Raw genomic sequence first — 16780 nt, forward strand, 5'->3', positions numbered from 1 at the left:
TGGGGGAATAAAAAACACTGGCAATATCTGCGGCTTGCAACGTTTTCTGATACTGCACAAGAAAATCGGCATTCAGGCTGCTGTAGGTGTGTAATTCTAAACAGGCCACAAGTTTTTTAGAAGGGTATTGTTCTTTGACAGCTGCCGTTGTTGCGGCCACCTTACTTGGCGAATGTGCGAAATCTTTAAATAGGATTGATGAAGTACCCTCTCCTAATTTTTCCAACCTTTTGGAGGCCCCGTCAAAAGAACCAATTGCCTGGTAAAAATCATCTTCGTCTATCCCTATTTGCTGACAGATCCATTTAGCACCCGCAATATTGCTAAGATTGTGTTTCCCAAACACATTGATTGGCAAAGGACCTTCTGTTGTTTCCAAAAAAGTTTGGCCCCCAGATATGTGGTATGGGGGAGTACGGTAAGGGAATCTGCGGATAGAATTTTCTGTGTTTTGCACTATTGCATCCACCTCTTTATCTTCTTCATTATAAGTGATGCTTCCGCCGTTTACGATACTATCCACAAAGATTTTAAACTGATCTACGTACATATCATATGTTGGGAACACATTCATATGGTCCCAGGCTATTCCGCTTATCAGGGCAATGTTGGGCTTATAAAGATGAAATTTTGGTCTTTTATCTATTGGGGAAGACAAATATTCATCACCCTCCAGCACTATAAAATCGTTTTCTTCAGTGAGATGTACCATTCGGTCAAAACCTTCTAATTGCGCACCAACCATAAAGTCGACCGCTTTCCCATGATATTTAAGTACGTGCAGGATCATGGAGGTTATGGTTGTTTTGCCATGACTCCCTCCAATAACTACCCGGGTCTTATGCTTGGATTGTTCATAGAGAAATTCGGGATATGAAAATATTTGCAATCCTAGTTCCTGAGCTCGGAGTAACTCCGGATTATCACTTTTTGCATGCATCCCAAGAATGACCGCGTCTATGTCCTTACTTAATTTTTCAGGATACCAACCAAAGGCCTCCGGGAGTAAGCCTTGTTTGGCTAACCGGGTTTTGGAAGGCTCATAGATCACATCATCGCTTCCTGTTACTTGGTATCCTTTATCGTGAAGTGCCAGGGCCAGGTTGTGCATGGCACTTCCTCCAATGGCTATAAAATGAATTTGCATGCTGTCTACATATTTGCGGTAAAGATAGGCATTGAAAAGTGCATCCCAAATCATTGTATCCTAGGGAAACTTTCTATCTTAGTGAACCTTTAAAAACGCAGTGGGTGGAACAGAAAATCAACATACATGAAACTGCTTTTGTTACGGCCTTTTTCAGGGCAAATGATGCTAATCTGAGCAAAGATCGTTACGCCCGGTTGTGGGAGAACGAAAATGTTGCCAGGCATGCAAGGAGTTACAGCAGTGCGGTATCTCCCTATGAGGGAACGGCACATTGCCTTCGCAACCGATATTTTTACGATACACTCACGGATGTAATTGAAAAAGAGAATGTAGACATACTGTTTAATTTTGGATGTGGCTTTAGTATGTATCCATTTTTACTTGACGCCAAATTACATTACATAGAAATAGACACGGCAGATGTGATAGCTTATAAAAAAGAAAGAACCCTGGCCTGGCAAAAAAACGGGATGCTTCCATTGAGAAATATCACGTTTATGGAAGCCGATTTCAATGCTCCTTCCCTCCAGGACCTCTATGAGAAGCTTGCCAGCATCAAAGGAAACCAGAAGTCTGTTATATTGCTGGAGGGGGTGTTGTTTTTTCTGGGAAAGGGCGATACCAAAAGGCTTTTTGAACTTTTTAACAAATTACAGGGACCCGGTGAATTTGTGGGCAGTGTTTCCTTTGAACCTTCTTTGGAGAAACAAATGGTCTTTCAAAAACTAATTGATTTTGTTGAAGGAAACCTTCAGAAGAATCAGCAATTCAACTATCAAACGGTGCCGGTTTCATTTTATACAAAAATAGAAGGGTATACGCTCTTAGAACATCAGCATACCAGTAGCCTCACAGCCCAGTATTTACCCGATGTAAAAATATCCTCAGAAGATATCTTAAATGAGCATATGTACCTTTTAAAAAAGACCCTAAATAGCTAAGTTATGCATATACATTTATCAGAAATAGAGCCAAAGGAAATTATGCCGGGATACCACGGTAAAATGGTCCATGGAGAAACCATGACCCTGGCCTTCTGGGAAGTAGAACAAGGTGCCACCGTGCCGGAACACCAGCATGTAAATGAACAGATCATGCACGTGCTCGAAGGCAGGTTTGAGTTTACAGTGGCAGGAAAGACCAGGGTGTATTTAGCGGGCGATATTGTGGTCATACCCACGGATACCCCACACAGTGGCAGGGCCCTTACAGCATGCAAGCTAATGGACGCTTTTAGCCCGGTTAGAGAGGCCTATAAATAATTTGGAACTATGAACCTAACATTAGAAGGTAAAAAAGCCCTTATAGGTGGCAGTAGCAGGGGGATTGGACTTGCCATAGCGCGGCAATTGGCAGAAAGCGGCGCAAGTGTTACAATAATGGCTCGCAGTGAGCAAAAGTTAAAGCAACTGGTATCTGAACTAGCCGCGGAGGTAGCAGGGCAACGTCATCAGTTTCTGGTAGTAGATTTTAACAATTTTGAGGAATACAAGAAGACCATTGATCGTTATTTTAGGTTGAATCAGGTAGACATCCTGGTAAATAACACTCAGGGACCTGAGGCGGGTACACCGCTAGAGCAGGATATTACTGCTTATCAGCAAGCTTTTGATGTCTTGTTCAAATCTGTTGTCTACACTACCCAATTGGCGCTGGAACATATGAAGGCAAAAAGTTGGGGAAGGGTAATCAATGTGGCCTCTGTTTCTGTAAAGGAACCCCTATCCTATTTGGTCCTTTCTAATACCATCAGAGCCGCTGTAGTTGCCTGGGCCAAAAGCCTGGCTACCGAGGTAGGGCCTTTTCACATTACCGTAAATAATATCCTGACGGGATATTTCGACACCGAAAGGCTATCGGAACTCAATCAGAAAAAGGCTTTGCAGCAAAACATACCAGTCTCCGAAGTGAAAGAATATATGAAGGCGCAGGTACCGCTAAAACGCTTAGGCCAACCGAAAGAATACGGATATCTGGTCGCTTTTTTGGCCTCGGAACAAGCTTCCTATATTACAGGCACGAACATCCCAATAGACGGGGGATTGCTCAGATCGCTTTAAACTATTAGTCTCTTAATTTTGTAGAGATAATTAATATGAAGTTCATTTTTTGGCCGGTGGATACCTCATCAATACTTTGGCTACAAGCTCGTTTAACACCTTCTCTCTGGTACTTGGAGAAGCATTCTCCCTATAATTACTGGAGGTAACTGCTTGCCAGAATAAGGCATCCTTCCTGGTATCTATGAAATCGAAAATGATCTCCCGTTCCCTGCCGGTTGCTCCTACGGGCACCCCAATGGATACGCCTCCTCCCACATTCCTGCCGGTACCACCCAGGCCTATTCCTACTGAATTATTTTGCGGGAGTTGAAATTCACGCGATTCTATATTGATTAGAAAATCGGGTTCTTCAGAAGATTGAATACCCTTGGTTTGTAGGACAGAATCTAGCGCCCTTACCAAGCGCCGGGTGTCTAGTTCACTCAGGCCGGTCTGCATGTCTGTAAAGTAATTATAGGTGCGGTAGTTGGTAAAGTCGGTATTCTTATCATAGTCATAGTTAACCCGCAAGCCACCGCAAGCACCACAGAGTAGACACAAAAATAAAAGCCAGTTTTTCATACTTCCAGATCCATGGGGTAGATTCCTTGCAGTAGCCTTCTGCAGAATCCACAAAACCAGGTACCCTAAAATACGGAAAAATGAAATTTTAAATAAGGGAAAATCGCTTTAATCGTTCAAAAGAGACCACAATGTATCTTTTAATTCCTGCAATCCGTATTGAGAAACGGAAGACATAAAGAGAAATGGAACGTCTTTAAGATCTTTTTTAACCATTACGCGCATTTCATCCATTAACTCCTTGTCTAACATGTCTGCTTTGGAAATAGCAACCAGTCTGTTCTTATCCAGCAATTCAGGATTGTATTTCCGGAGTTCATTGAGCAAGATCTCGTATTCCTGAGAAACATCTACACTATCGGCAGGGATAAGGAAAAGGAGGATTGAATTTCGTTCTATATGTCGAAGGAAGTAATGACCAAGTCCTTTACCCTCAGCCGCCCCTTCGATGATCCCGGGTATATCTGCCATCACAAAACTCTTGAAATCGCGATATTGTACAATCCCCAGGTTGGGTTTTAAGGTTGTAAAGGCATAGTCTGCAATTTTAGGTTTTGCCGAAGTAAGGACTGAAAGTAGCGTAGATTTGCCGGCATTTGGGAAGCCCACAAGGCCTACGTCTGCCAAAACTTTTAATTCCAGGGTAAGGTCTTGCTCAATACCCGGTATTCCAGGTTGTGCATATCTGGGTGTCTGATTTGTGGCTGTCTTAAAGTGCCAGTTTCCCCGGCCTCCTTTGCCGCCTTCCAAGGCTATTTTCTCCTGTCCGTGTTCCGTAATTTCAAAAAGGACTTCTCCTGTTTCAAAATCTTTTACCACGGTGCCCAGAGGCACTTCTAAATAAATATCGTTTCCATCGCCTCCGGAACTCCTGTTCTTACTCCCGTGTTCTCCGTGTCCTGCCTTAAAATGCCTTTTGAATTTAAAGCCGAGCAATGTCCAGAGACTTTCGTTTCCCCTTAAAATAATATGACCTCCTCTACCACCATCGCCACCATCTGGACCTCCTTTAGGAACATATTTTTCCCGATGAAGGTGAGCCGAGCCCTTTCCCCCTTTTCCAGAAGCCACTGTTATCTTTACATAGTCTACAAAATTGCCTTCTGTCATTGGTCTGGGATACTTAATTATCAGCTACTCGATACCGGTCAGATCTAAAGACCTGGTATTGGATCTTTTCTTATGAGAGGGTGTTGATCACCTTCGCCAGGCGATCAGTAATATCTTCAATACTTCCTATACCGTTTACGCTGTGAAACTTTTCCTGGGCTTCGTAATACTCTTTTAAGGGGGCGGTTTTAAGATTGTATTCTTCGAAGCGATTTCTTATTTTAGATTCATCCTGGTCATCTGGCCTACCGCTGTTTTTACCACGCTCCAACAAGCGCTCAATAAGCACCTCATCTTTCGCCTCCAAAGCAATAGTCGCATGAATCTTCATATCCTTAGACTCCAAAAAATTATCTAAGGCTTCTGCCTGTGCTGCCGTTCTTGGAAACCCATCAAAAATAAAACCACTGGCATCCGGGTTTTTCTCCACCTCGTCCTTTAACATACTTATGGTGACCTCATCTGGCACCAGATCTCCCTTGTCCATGTACGACTTAGCCAACTGACCTAGTTTGGTATTGTTCTTAATATTGAACCGGAATACGTCCCCGGTGGAGATGTGTTTTAGATTGTATTTTTCTTTTAAGTATCCTGCCTGAGTCCCTTTGCCGGCACCAGGTTTTCCAAATAAAACAAGATTGATCATATGAGTTTGGTTAATTTGATAAACATCGCGCAGATTTCTTCCCTGTTCCTTATAATCCAGGCCATAGCCGATGATAAATTTATCCGGAATTTCCATGCCAAAATAGTCAATAGTATACTCCCCGTTGTACACTTCCGACTTGTAGAACAGACTGGCTATCTTAAAATTCCTGACATTTGTATTGGAAAAAATATGGACTAATTCCTGCAGTGTTCTGCCTGTATCGATAATATCTTCCAGGATAATTACATCCCTTCCTTCAATGTTTTCTGGAACGTCTAACAACGTTTCCACAATTCCTGTAGAGGTAAGGCCCCTGTATGAACTTAATTTTACAAAAGACACCTCACATGGGTAGGGATAATATTTGAGGAAATCTGAAACAAACATAAAAGCCCCATTGAGAACCCCAACAAAAATTGGCACTTCATCTTTGTAATCCGCAGCAATTTCTTCGGCAATACGCTTCACCGCTGCCAGAATTTCTGCCTCAGACAAAAACAACTCAAAATTTGTATTATGGATCTTTATCAATGTGCTGTAATCCTTTAGGAGGGCAAAGATAAGACATTGATTCCTCTTTTTGAGAAGGCTTCCCTTGGTTTATAAGATTTAGATGTATTTTTGTCTAAAGTTTAGTTCATAGTTCAACAACGCAAAAAAACAGCCTTCATGGATTATTTTTCTTCCCGTTTTACTCTTGGAATTTTGGGAGGTGGGCAATTGGGGAAAATGTTGTTATATGAAACACGCAAGTGGGATATTACCACCAAGGTTATGGACCCTTCGGAAGAAGCACCTTGTAAAATAGCCTGCAATGAATTTGTTCAGGGGGATCTTATGGATTTTGATGCGGTGTATGCCTTTGGCAAAACAGTAGACATCCTTACCATAGAGATTGAAAATGTCAATATAGATGCCTTAGAACAATTACAGCAAGAAGGTGTAAAGGTATTTCCGGCCCCCAAAGAATTAAGGACCATTCAAAACAAGATCACCCAGAAATTATTCTACGTAGATCACAATATCCCAACTGCCCCATTTTCTCGTTTTGCATATACCAGTGAGATCAAGGAAAGTATTGCTCATGGAGGCTTAAAGTTGCCTTTTGTTTGGAAAAGCGCCCAGTTTGGATATGACGGTCAGGGTGTTAAAATCATCAGGGAGGTGTCAGATCTAAACAATCTTCCCAATGTAGAGTGCCTCGCCGAAGATCTTATCCCTTTCAAAACTGAGTTGGCAGTTATAGTAGCCAGAAGTACAACTGGTGAGGTAACCACTTACCCTGTGGTGGAAATGGAATTCCATCCCGAAGCAAACCAGGTAGAATATGTGCTGTGTCCGGCACGGATAGACGAGCAAGTAGCTCAAAAAGCCCGGAATATTGCGTTAAAGATATCTGAAGAATTAAAGCATACCGGACTTCTAGCGGTAGAAATGTTCCAAACACAGGAAGACAATGTACTGGTGAATGAAGTGGCACCCAGACCCCACAATAGCGGTCATTACAGTATTGAGGCGAGTTATACCAACCAATTTGAACAGCATCTGCGGTGCATACTTGGATTTCCCCTTGGACAAACAGACAGTAAAGTGGCCGGAGTAATGGTGAACCTCGTAGGCGCGGAAGGTTATGAGGGGAATGTACACTACGATCACCTTGAAGATATATTGCGCCTAAAGGGAGTTACTCCCCATATCTATGGGAAAGTAAAAACAAGACCTTTTCGCAAAATGGGCCATGTTACCATTGTACATAAAAACATGACCGAAGCCAGAAAAATTGCACAGGAAGTAAAGGAGACTATTAAAGTAATCAGTAAGTAAGAATTATGAGCAAAGTAGCCGTTGTCATGGGAAGTACCAGCGACCTTCCGATCATGAAAGAAGCCGTTGAAATTTTAAAAGGATTTGATATTGACGTAATGGTAGATATCATCTCTGCACATAGAACCCCTGAGAAACTTTTTGAGTTTGGGCGATCGGCTCACAAAAACGGGTATACCGTTATTATTGCCGGTGCCGGAGGGGCTGCCCATCTGCCAGGTATGCTCGCATCCTTATCTCCCTTGCCTGTGATAGGTGTCCCTATAAAAAGTAGTAATTCTATAGATGGTTGGGATTCTGTTTTGTCCATACTGCAAATGCCAGGTGGGGTACCTGTAGCTACCGTGGCCCTCAATGGGGCTAAGAATGCCGGTATTCTGGCAGCACAAATCATTGGAAGTCAGGATAACTGTGTGTTAGACAAGATTCTTTTATACAAGGAGGGTCTAAAAGAAAAGGTCATTCAAGGAGCTAAAAACATCAAGAAATAATGCGGCCACATCATATTTAGAAGCAAACCTCTAATATTTCATAGTATCTTATCTATGTTTCGCTAAACCAATAATCCCAAACGTATAATTTGCACTTTTGTTTATGAAGAATTTACTATTATCCCCTTTTGAAAAGGCCCCTTTCGAACATATTGAAATCTCACATTTTAAACCGGCCTTTGAGAAGGCACTTCAAGAAGCCCGAAGTGAAATAGACCAGATTACCAACACCAGCAAAGCCCCGACATTTAAGAACACCATTGAGGCCCTGGAATTCTCTGGCGCACATTTAGACAGGCTGTCTAGTTTATTCTTTAATCTGAATTCTGCAGAAACCAGTGAAGAACTTCAGCAATTGGCGCAGGAAATTTCCCCTATGCTTACCGAATTCAGTAATGATATCGCCCTGAATACATTGCTGTTTCAAAGAGTAGAAGCCGTTTATGATCTCAGGGGAACTTTGTCATTGTCTGGGGAAGAAGAGATGCTGCTTGAAAAAAAATACAAGTTTTTTAGCAGAAATGGTGCCCATCTTTCTCAGGAGGAAAAAAATAGATTACGGGCAATCGATAAAGAACTCGCACAATTGAAGTTAACTTTTGGTGAGCATGTATTGGCAGAAACAAACTCCTTTGAGATGCATCTTACTAAAGAAGAACACATAGAAGGCCTACCGGAAGGTGCACGTGAAGCCGCATCACAATTGGCAGCTTCCAAAGGAAAGGAAGGTTGGGTGATCACCTTAGACTATCCCAGTTATATCCCATTTATGACCTATGCCAGTAACAGAGAGCTGCGGAAAAAATTATCCATTGCCTTTGGAAGTAAAGGCTTCCACAAGGACAAGTTGGATAATCAGGAAATAGTGCTAAAGATTGCCAACTTACGTCATGAACGGGCTAGCTTGTTGGGATATGAATCGCATGCTCATTTTGTGCTGGAAGAAAGAATGGCAGAAACACCCCAAAAAGTAAAATCCTTTCTGGTTGAGCTATTAGAAAAAGCCAAACCCGCTGCAGTGATTGAATTTGATGAACTCAAAGATTTTGCCTTTCAAATAGATGGCATCAAAGAACTCTATAAGTGGGATGGGAGCTATTATGCGGAGAAACTAAAACAACAGCGATTTAATCTGGATGATGAAAAACTTAAACCCTACTTCAAATTAGAGAAAGTAATTGATGGGGTATTTAAGATATCACATTCTTTGTATGGCCTTTCATTTAATGAAGTTGATGATGTTGAAACCTATCACAAGGACGTTAAAACCTATGAGGTTACCGATGAGGAGGGTAGAAATGTGGCACTCCTCTATGCCGATTTTCATCCCAGACCCGGCAAAAGAGGTGGGGCCTGGATGACCTCCTACAAACCTCAGTACCAAAAAGAAGGGGTCAATGAACGCCCGCACATCTCCATTGTCTGTAATTTTACCAAACCCACCTCAAGTAAGCCGTCTCTTTTAACTTTTAATGAAGTAACGACGCTTTTTCATGAATTTGGTCATGCCTTGCATGGGATGTTAGCAAACACCTCTTATCCAAGCCTTTCCGGAACGTCTGTTTATTGGGATTTCGTTGAATTACCAAGCCAGATCATGGAAAACTGGTGTTTTGAGAAAGAAGCCTTGCAATTATTTGCACACCACTTTGAGACAGGTGAATCGCTTCCAATGGAACTGATCAACAAGATCAAAGAGTCTGCTAATTTTCAGGAAGGAATGGCCACCCTGAGACAATTGAGCTTCGGGTTTTTAGACATGGCATGGCACGCACAAGACCCATCGAAGATAAAGGATGTTAAAAAACTGGAATTTGATTCGTTTAAAGATACTATGTTGTTCCCGGATTCGCCGGAAACCTGCATGAGTACAGCCTTCTCACATATTTTTCAAGGCGGATACTCTGCCGGGTACTACAGCTATAAATGGGCAGAGGTCCTGGATGCGGATGCGTTTGCATATTTTAAAGAAAAAGGGATCTTCAGTAAAGAAGTGGCACAAAAGTTCAAAGAGTACATCTTAAGTAAAGGAGGTACAGAGAAACCCATGTCTTTATATAAGAAATTCAGAGGAAGTGAGCCAAAACTAGAGGCGCTGCTGGAGAGAGCCGGATTACTTAAAAAAACAGGGTAGTTTCCTTTATTGTTTTGCCTGGTAAGCGTCATAGCCTCCCTGAAGGTCAATGACTTTATAGCCCAAGGAATCTAGTAAGGTGGCAGCTTTAGCGCTCCTTCCCCCTTTTTTACAATAAACATACAAGGTGTTTTCCTTAGGTATTTCTTTTAATTGATCAACAAAATTGGCATCATACCAATTAATATTTATGGCATTCTCGAGATGCCCATCAGTAAATTCCTCAGGAGTTCGCACATCCAATAAGGTATAGTCTTCCAAGCCCTCCTGTGAAAAATCAGTAATAGAAATTGATTGACTTTTGCCGCAGCTGGTCAATAGAATGCTTAGTACGAGAATGATCCAGGAATTTTTCATGTTGTGGTCTTGAAGGTCAAAGGTATTATTTTTCACTAAAAACTAGTACTTTTGAGAGGAATAAAGATTGCTATGTCCGTTCATAAATTACAACCAGATACCTGGGTAGATGCTTATGCTGATTACCTTTTCAACTATGCCGTGGTTAGGGTGAGCGATGAGGAAATAGCAAAAGACCTTATACAGGATACCTTTATTGCAGGATTGAACTCTGCACAAAATTTTAAAGGTCAGGCTAGCGAACGTACCTGGCTTATTGCTATTTTAAAGAGAAAGATCATAGATCACTACCGCAAGATCAATTCAAAAAAAGGAAAGGCTGAAGTGAGGATACAGTACAATGTAGATTCGGAAGGAGATTGGCTGGAGGAACAGGTAGCCGACCCCGCCAGTACCGCAGAAAACGATGCCCTGGAGAATGAAGAACTAGGACTTGCCATACAGGCTTGTATAGACAAATTACCTGAAAGTCAGCGAAAAGTTTTTACTATGAAAACCCTGGGTGGACTTTCTACTGAAGATATTTGTAAAGAACTCAACATAAATCCGTCTAATCTTTGGGTAACGGTCCATAGGGCCCGAACAGCTCTTATGGGCTGCCTTAATAAAAATTGGTTCGCGTAATGATATCATGTGATGAGGCCGTAGTGATTTGCAACAAATCACAATACAAAGAGGCCAGCTTTTCGGAAAAACTTAAGCTAAAACTGCATAATCTTTTTTGTAGCAACTGTGCAATATTTTCAAGGAAGAACAAACAACTTTCACTATTGTTTCATAAAGCCAAATTATACACCTTGGGCGAATCAGAGAAGAACACCTTAAAGAAAATGATGAAAGAACACTCTTAAAATAAACCTGAACTACTCCACACCACCAATGCCCAAAATATTGGGAAACCCTCCACCCAAAATGAACTAAAATATCTGGACTGTACTTTGGGCAAGAACAGCATTAGCAAGACCAAAGTAAGCAATATCATGGCCTTCATAGATATTTCAAATACAGAAAGTTCGTCTTTCATAAAGGTTAAAAGAAAACAAACCACAGATATCAAAATTCCAGCAATTCGCGTTTTCCTAATACCATAAAGTTGTGGCACCGTGTGCAGTTCCTCCGGATCGGAATTCAAATCGCGGATCTCAAAAGGGATCATTAATACCAGAATGATCATAAATCGCTGAATGAACTCTATCCAAACGTCCCAGGATAATTTTCCCTGAACTTCTGACACTGGCAATAAGACAGAGGTTCCGGACCAAACCAAGCCAATGATAAGGACCTTAAGAATTCCTATATTTCGGAGATTTATCCCTTTCGGAAATACGGGCAAGGCATAGCAGGCCGCAAGCATCCCCAAAACAATAATTCCTTTCCAGGTATTCAGGCTTAATTGCGACCCAAAGTAAAGAGCAATCAATAAGCCCAAAAGACTAACTAATTGGGTAGTTCTTTGGGCAGCATTCCTGCGTAAAAGATACTTTTCCCCTTCAACCCCATATTTAATAACGTTATAAACAGGAATTGTGCCAAAAAAAATAAAATATAAGAGGTTCGTTTCCAGCGAAATGTTTAAGAATTGCACTGTCAAAAACACAAAGGCAATTACGGCAAAGGCCACATGTATACTTGCCTTCACATAAAAACGAAAAAGATGCTCTAGCCATTGCATTAAACAAAAGTATACAAACTGTTCATATCCTATGTTTTTGGTTAAAAACTTTAGCGATCAACTGTTATAATGTGCTTATTTTACGGGAATAAATACCTAATTTTGTGCTCCATTTAGACTATATAATTCAAGGCAGATTTATGAAAACAGATTCTTTTGCATTACGTCATATTGGTATCAGAGAGGAAGATCTTCCCAAAATGTTCAAGACTATTGGCATAGACAGTATTGATGAACTGATCGATCAGACTATCCCGAAGGATATCCGCTTAATGAAGGATCTGCCGCTGGATGAACCGATGAGTGAGCACGAATTTCTGAACCATATACACGCTTTGTCCCGCAAAAACGAGGTGTTTACATCGTACATCGGCTTAGGATATCACGAAAGTATTACTCCATCCGTAATCAAAAGGAATATTTTGGAAAATCCGGGATGGTATACGGCTTACACTCCTTATCAGGCGGAAATAGCGCAGGGCAGACTTGAAGCTCTGCTCAATTTCCAAACCATGATCTGTGATCTTACCGGAATGGAATTGGCAAATGCATCGCTTTTAGACGAAAGTACGGCAGCAGCAGAGGCCATGACCATGTTGTTTGATCTGCGAAGCAGAGAACAGAAAAAACAGGAAGTGATGAATTTCTTCGTCTCCGAAGAGGTCTTACCACAAACTATTTCTCTCTTAAGAACCAGAGCTACTCCTTTGGGGATTAAATTGGTGATAGGAGACCATCAGGAATTTGAGAGCAACGGCGACTTCTTTGGCGCACTGCTTCAATATCCGGGGAAATATGGACAGGTACACGATTATGCCGGATTTGTTGCCAGGGCAAAAGAAAAAGATATGAAAGTGGCCGTAGCGGCAGATATTCTGAGTCTCACCTTGCTTGTGCCCCCGGGAGAATTTGGGGCAGATGTAGTGGTTGGGACCACTCAGCGATTCGGCATCCCACTGGGTTATGGCGGACCACACGCTGCTTATTTTGCTACCAAAGAAGATTATAAACGAAACATTCCCGGGCGTATAATTGGGGTTACCAAGGATACCGATGGGGCCAGAGCACTTAGAATGGCCTTGCAAACCCGAGAACAACACATCAAAAGAGACAAGGCAACTTCTAACATTTGCACCGCACAGGTATTGTTAGCGGTAATGGCTGGCGCATATGCTGTATATCATGGCCCGAATGGCCTCAGATATATTGCTCAAAACGTCCATGCCAGAACCATGAGACTGGTTGATGGTTTAGAAAAAATGGGGATCTATCAAATCAATACTGCCTACTTCGACACCTTGATGGTAAAGGCAGATACCTCCAAAATAAGACCGGTTGCCGAAAATAAAAAGGTAAATTTCCTCTATATAGACAATGAAACCATTGCTATTTCGCTCAATGAAACCACAACAGAAGAACAGCTGAATGAAATACTAAGTATTTTTTCAGAAGCATTGCACAAGGACCTCCCTGATCTAAGTAGACACATCACGTCCTCTGTTGTACCGAAGATCCTGCAACGGAAATCGGATTTCTTAGTACACGAGGTTTTTAATTCGTATCACTCAGAAACCCAACTGATGAGATACCTCAAGAAATTGGAGCGAAAAGACCTTGCATTGAATCATTCTATGATCTCTTTGGGATCATGCACCATGAAGCTTAACGCAGCCACGGAAATGCTGCCTCTGAGTATGCCTGAATGGGGTAATATTCATCCTTTCGTGCCCCTTGACCAGGCACAAGGATATCAGCAAATTCTTAATGATCTGTCCAGGGAACTTAGTATAATAACGGGATTTGAAGCAACCTCCTTACAACCTAATTCAGGTGCACAGGGAGAATATGCGGGACTTATGACGATTAGGGCCTATCACGAATCCAGAGGAGATACTCACAGAAATATTTGTATCATCCCTGCTTCGGCACATGGAACCAATCCGGCTTCCGCAGTAATGGCCGGAATGCAGGTAGTAGTTACAAAAACAGATGAAAAAGGGAATATAGACGTCTCAGATCTTGAAGAAAAGGTCTTACAGCACTCAGAGAATCTTGCAGCCCTGATGGTTACCTATCCTTCTACTCACGGGGTATTTGAATCTTCTATTCGACAGATCACTCAACTGATCCACGATCATGGCGGCCAGGTTTACATGGACGGTGCCAATATGAACGCACAAGTGGGCTTAACCAACCCGGCAATTATTGGAGCAGATGTATGCCATCTCAACCTGCATAAGACTTTTGCCATTCCACACGGAGGAGGCGGTCCCGGAGTGGGCCCAATTTGTGTGGCCAAGCAATTGGCTCCCTTCCTACCCGGAAATCCCATAGTGAGCACGGGAGGCGATAAAGCCATCACGGCAATCAGTGCAGCGCCATGGGGAAGCGCCCTTGCCTGCCTAATCTCCTATGGCTACATCAAGATGCTGGGAGCTGTTGGATTGAGGAACGCAACTGAAATTGCTATCTTAAATGCCAATTATATCAAACAACGTTTAGAAGGCAAGTTTGAAGTATTATATACAGGCGAAAAAGGCAGAGCTGCTCATGAAATGATTATAGACTGCAGGCCATTTAAAAAGAATGACATCGAGGTAACCGATATCGCCAAACGCCTCATGGATTATGGCTTTCACGCACCTACGGTCTCATTCCCTGTTGCAGGAACCATGATGATTGAACCTACAGAAAGTGAAGGACTCGCAGAATTAGATCGTTTTTGTGATGCCATGATCTCTATACGCCATGAAATTGACGAGGCAGATGCCGGAGACAGTAATAATGTCTTAAAAAATGCGCCGCATACGTTGGCTATGATTACCAGCGATTCCTGGTCTTTTGCATATACGAGAGAGAAGGCAGCTTTTCCTCTGCCCTATGTTTCAGAAAATAAATTTTGGCCAAGCATTCGGCGTGTAGACGAAGCATATGGAGATCGTAATCTAATTTGCACCTGTGCTCCTATAGAGGCGTATGCCGATGCTGAGTAATTTACTCTTTATCAATAATTTATAATGATAAATCAGGATTAGCGAAGTTTTCCAGGTTTGCTATTGGGAATTGAACATCGTATTTGAAAGTCAAACCATTTCTAATTATGTTACTTTTTTTTTACTTTTCCCACCTAAATTAACAAGGTAAATATGAGTGTGGCAATTACCGGTACCGGATCGTACATACCTCAGGTCTTGGTTACCAATAAAGCCTTTGAGGATCATAATTTCTTAAATAGCGATGGCTCTGTCATCCCACATTCGAATACCGTGATCATTGAAAAATTTAAGGCGATCACAGGTATTCGAGAAAGACGGTATGCCAAGAAAGAGATTAATACTTCCGATATGGCCTTTGTAGCTGCTCAAAATGCCATTGAGGATGCCAATATCAATGCTGAAGACCTCGATTACATCATATTTGCCCATAATTTTGGAGACATCACCTTTGGAATGTCACAGGGAAACACCCTTCCTAGTCTGGCAACCAGGGTCAAAAATCACCTTCAGATCAAAAATCCAAAATGTGTAGCGTATGACATATTATTTGGTTGTCCTGGTTGGGTTGAAGGCGTTATCCAGGCCAATGCGTTTATCAAAAGTGGCATCGCGAAAAAGTGTCTGGTCATAGGCGCAGAAACCTTATCCAGAGTTGTGGATCCCCATGACAGGGATTCAATGATCTACTCTGATGGTGCTGGAGCCTGTATTGTAGAGGAAAAAGAGGGGGCTGGAGAAATCCTTGCGCACAATTCTGCTACCTATGCCAATGAAGAAGCTTACTATTTGTTCCATGGATCTTCCTATCACCAAGAGATCCCAGACGATCTGCGATATATTAAAATGTACGGGAGAAAAATTTATGAATTCGCCATTAGCTATGTTCCGGGAGCCATAAAAGAATGCCTGGATGAAAGTGGAGTCCCTATAGAAGATGTTAAAAAAATATTTATCCATCAGGCTAACGAAAAAATGGATGAAGCCATCATAAAACGCTTCTATCAGATGCATGATAAGGCAATGCCTGAAGGTATCATGCCCATGAATATTCATAAACTTGGGAATAGTTCGGTAGCCACCGTTCCAACGCTTTATGATATGGTCAGAAAGGGAAAAATTAAAAATCAACAGCTTTCAAAAGGGGATGTTGTTATCTTTGCCAGTGTAGGCGCTGGTATGAACATCAACGCCATTGTATATAGATATTAATGGATGTACGAAGCACATTTTCCCAAAAAACGATATAAGCATACCCTTTCCTTTCTACAAAAGCATATAGACCCTTCCCTCCATATTCTGGACCTTGGAGTAGAAAACCCTTTTACCCATATGATGCGAGCTCATGGGTACACTGTTGCAAATACAAAAGGGGAAGATCTGGATCTCGATTTTACAGGGATCTCATCTTCAGACACACCCGTAGTGACGGCTTTTGAAATTTTTGAACACCTACTGGCCCCTTTAAACGTACTTTCAAAACTAAGGGCAGAGAAATTGGTGGCCAGTGTTCCATTGCGATTGTGGTTCTCACCGGCTTATCGCAGTAAAACAGATAAATGGGACAGACATTACCACGAATTTGAATCATGGCAGTTCGATTGGCTTCTGGAAAAGGCGGGCTGGAAGATCATTGACCATACAAAATGGACCAACCCTGTAAATAAGATCGGAATAAGGCCGTTCCTAAGGCGCTTTACCCCACGCTATTACATTGTATACGCAGAACGAATTGATCCGCTAACATAATGAATTTTGGGCCTAACGCCTATCTCA

General features: G+C 42.0%; 16 protein-coding genes. 10 read left to right on the forward strand and 6 right to left on the reverse strand.

From position 1 onward, the window contains the following. Positions 1-1147: UDP-N-acetylmuramate--L-alanine ligase (locus WBM49_RS00560; RefSeq protein WP_424370137.1), on the reverse strand; the 1147-nt coding region annotated here is incomplete at its 3' end. A 104-nt stretch (positions 1148-1251) separates the two neighbouring features. Here WBM49_RS00560 and WBM49_RS00565 point away from each other — a divergent pair. From WBM49_RS00565 to WBM49_RS00575, 3 genes are read left to right on the forward strand one after another with little or no spacing between them, the layout of a single operon-like run. Continuing rightward, on the forward strand, positions 1252-2091 hold the full coding sequence (locus tag WBM49_RS00565) for a class I SAM-dependent methyltransferase (RefSeq protein WP_424370109.1): 840 nt from the start codon (positions 1252-1254) through the stop codon (positions 2089-2091). A gap of 3 nt (positions 2092-2094) precedes the next feature. Then, positions 2095-2412, forward strand: coding sequence for a cupin domain-containing protein (locus tag WBM49_RS00570; RefSeq protein WP_424370110.1), 318 nt, complete (start codon positions 2095-2097; stop codon positions 2410-2412). Between the two features lie 9 nt (positions 2413-2421). After that, positions 2422-3210 carry an SDR family oxidoreductase gene (locus WBM49_RS00575; protein WP_424370111.1) on the forward strand — a complete coding sequence of 263 codons (789 nt, stop codon included), beginning with the start codon at positions 2422-2424 and terminating at the stop codon, positions 3208-3210. 42 nt (positions 3211-3252) lie between these two features. Here WBM49_RS00575 and WBM49_RS00580 read toward each other — a convergent pair whose 3' ends face one another. From WBM49_RS00580 to WBM49_RS00590, 3 genes are all read right to left on the reverse strand, one after another. After that, the gene (locus WBM49_RS00580) at positions 3253-3774 is read right to left on the reverse strand and encodes a DUF4136 domain-containing protein (protein WP_424370112.1); all 522 of its coding nucleotides are present in this window, start codon (positions 3772-3774) and stop codon (positions 3253-3255) included. Positions 3775-3882: 108 nt separating this feature from the next. After that, positions 3883-4884 (reverse strand): GTPase ObgE, encoded by a 1002-nt coding sequence (obgE, locus tag WBM49_RS00585; RefSeq protein WP_424370113.1) that lies wholly within the window; start codon positions 4882-4884, stop codon positions 3883-3885. Between the two features lie 70 nt (positions 4885-4954). Further along, entirely contained in the window at positions 4955-6034 is a 1080-nt protein-coding gene (locus WBM49_RS00590; RefSeq protein WP_424370138.1) for an adenylate kinase, read from the reverse strand. 168 nt (positions 6035-6202) lie between these two features. Between WBM49_RS00590 and WBM49_RS00595 the strand changes: the two genes are divergently transcribed. From WBM49_RS00595 to WBM49_RS00605, 3 genes are all read left to right on the forward strand, one after another. Then, on the forward strand, positions 6203-7357 hold the full coding sequence (locus WBM49_RS00595; protein ID WP_424370114.1) for a 5-(carboxyamino)imidazole ribonucleotide synthase: 1155 nt from the start codon (positions 6203-6205) through the stop codon (positions 7355-7357). Between the two features lie 5 nt (positions 7358-7362). Beyond that, positions 7363-7848, forward strand: coding sequence for a 5-(carboxyamino)imidazole ribonucleotide mutase (purE, locus tag WBM49_RS00600; RefSeq protein ID WP_424370115.1), 486 nt, complete (start codon positions 7363-7365; stop codon positions 7846-7848). 103 nt (positions 7849-7951) lie between these two features. Next, a complete protein-coding gene (locus WBM49_RS00605; RefSeq protein ID WP_424370116.1) occupies positions 7952-9982 on the forward strand; it encodes a M3 family metallopeptidase in 2031 nt (676 codons plus the stop codon). Between the two features lie 6 nt (positions 9983-9988). Here WBM49_RS00605 and WBM49_RS00610 read toward each other — a convergent pair whose 3' ends face one another. After that, positions 9989-10339 (reverse strand): rhodanese-like domain-containing protein, encoded by a 351-nt coding sequence (locus tag WBM49_RS00610; RefSeq protein ID WP_424370117.1) that lies wholly within the window; start codon positions 10337-10339, stop codon positions 9989-9991. A 72-nt stretch (positions 10340-10411) separates the two neighbouring features. Here WBM49_RS00610 and WBM49_RS00615 point away from each other — a divergent pair, with 72 nt between their 5' ends. Further along, positions 10412-10963 carry a sigma-70 family RNA polymerase sigma factor gene (locus WBM49_RS00615; protein ID WP_424370139.1) on the forward strand — a complete coding sequence of 184 codons (552 nt, stop codon included), beginning with the start codon at positions 10412-10414 and terminating at the stop codon, positions 10961-10963. Positions 10964-11186: 223 nt separating this feature from the next. Here the strand turns inward: WBM49_RS00615 and WBM49_RS00620 are convergent, their stop codons facing one another. Then, positions 11187-12011: a hypothetical protein gene (locus WBM49_RS00620; protein ID WP_424370118.1), complete on the reverse strand. Its 825-nt coding sequence runs from the start codon at positions 12009-12011 to the stop codon at positions 11187-11189. A gap of 140 nt (positions 12012-12151) precedes the next feature. On the opposite strand from WBM49_RS00620, the gene gcvP reads away from it, so the two are divergent. The 3 genes from gcvP to WBM49_RS00635 all read left to right on the forward strand — a co-directional run bounded on the left by gcvP (position 12152) and on the right by WBM49_RS00635 (position 16753). Further along, the gene (gene gcvP, locus WBM49_RS00625) at positions 12152-15004 is read left to right on the forward strand and encodes an aminomethyl-transferring glycine dehydrogenase (protein ID WP_424370119.1); all 2853 of its coding nucleotides are present in this window, start codon (positions 12152-12154) and stop codon (positions 15002-15004) included. Positions 15005-15157: 153 nt separating this feature from the next. Continuing rightward, positions 15158-16216 carry a 3-oxoacyl-ACP synthase III family protein gene (locus tag WBM49_RS00630; protein ID WP_424370120.1) on the forward strand — a complete coding sequence of 353 codons (1059 nt, stop codon included), beginning with the start codon at positions 15158-15160 and terminating at the stop codon, positions 16214-16216. A 3-nt stretch (positions 16217-16219) separates the two neighbouring features. Beyond that, on the forward strand, positions 16220-16753 hold the full coding sequence (locus tag WBM49_RS00635; RefSeq protein WP_424370121.1) for a methyltransferase: 534 nt from the start codon (positions 16220-16222) through the stop codon (positions 16751-16753). The last annotated feature ends 27 nt before the right edge of the window (positions 16754-16780 follow it).

The organism is Muriicola sp. (assembly GCF_049669965.1).
GTDB lineage: Bacteria > Bacteroidota > Bacteroidia > Flavobacteriales > Flavobacteriaceae > Muriicola.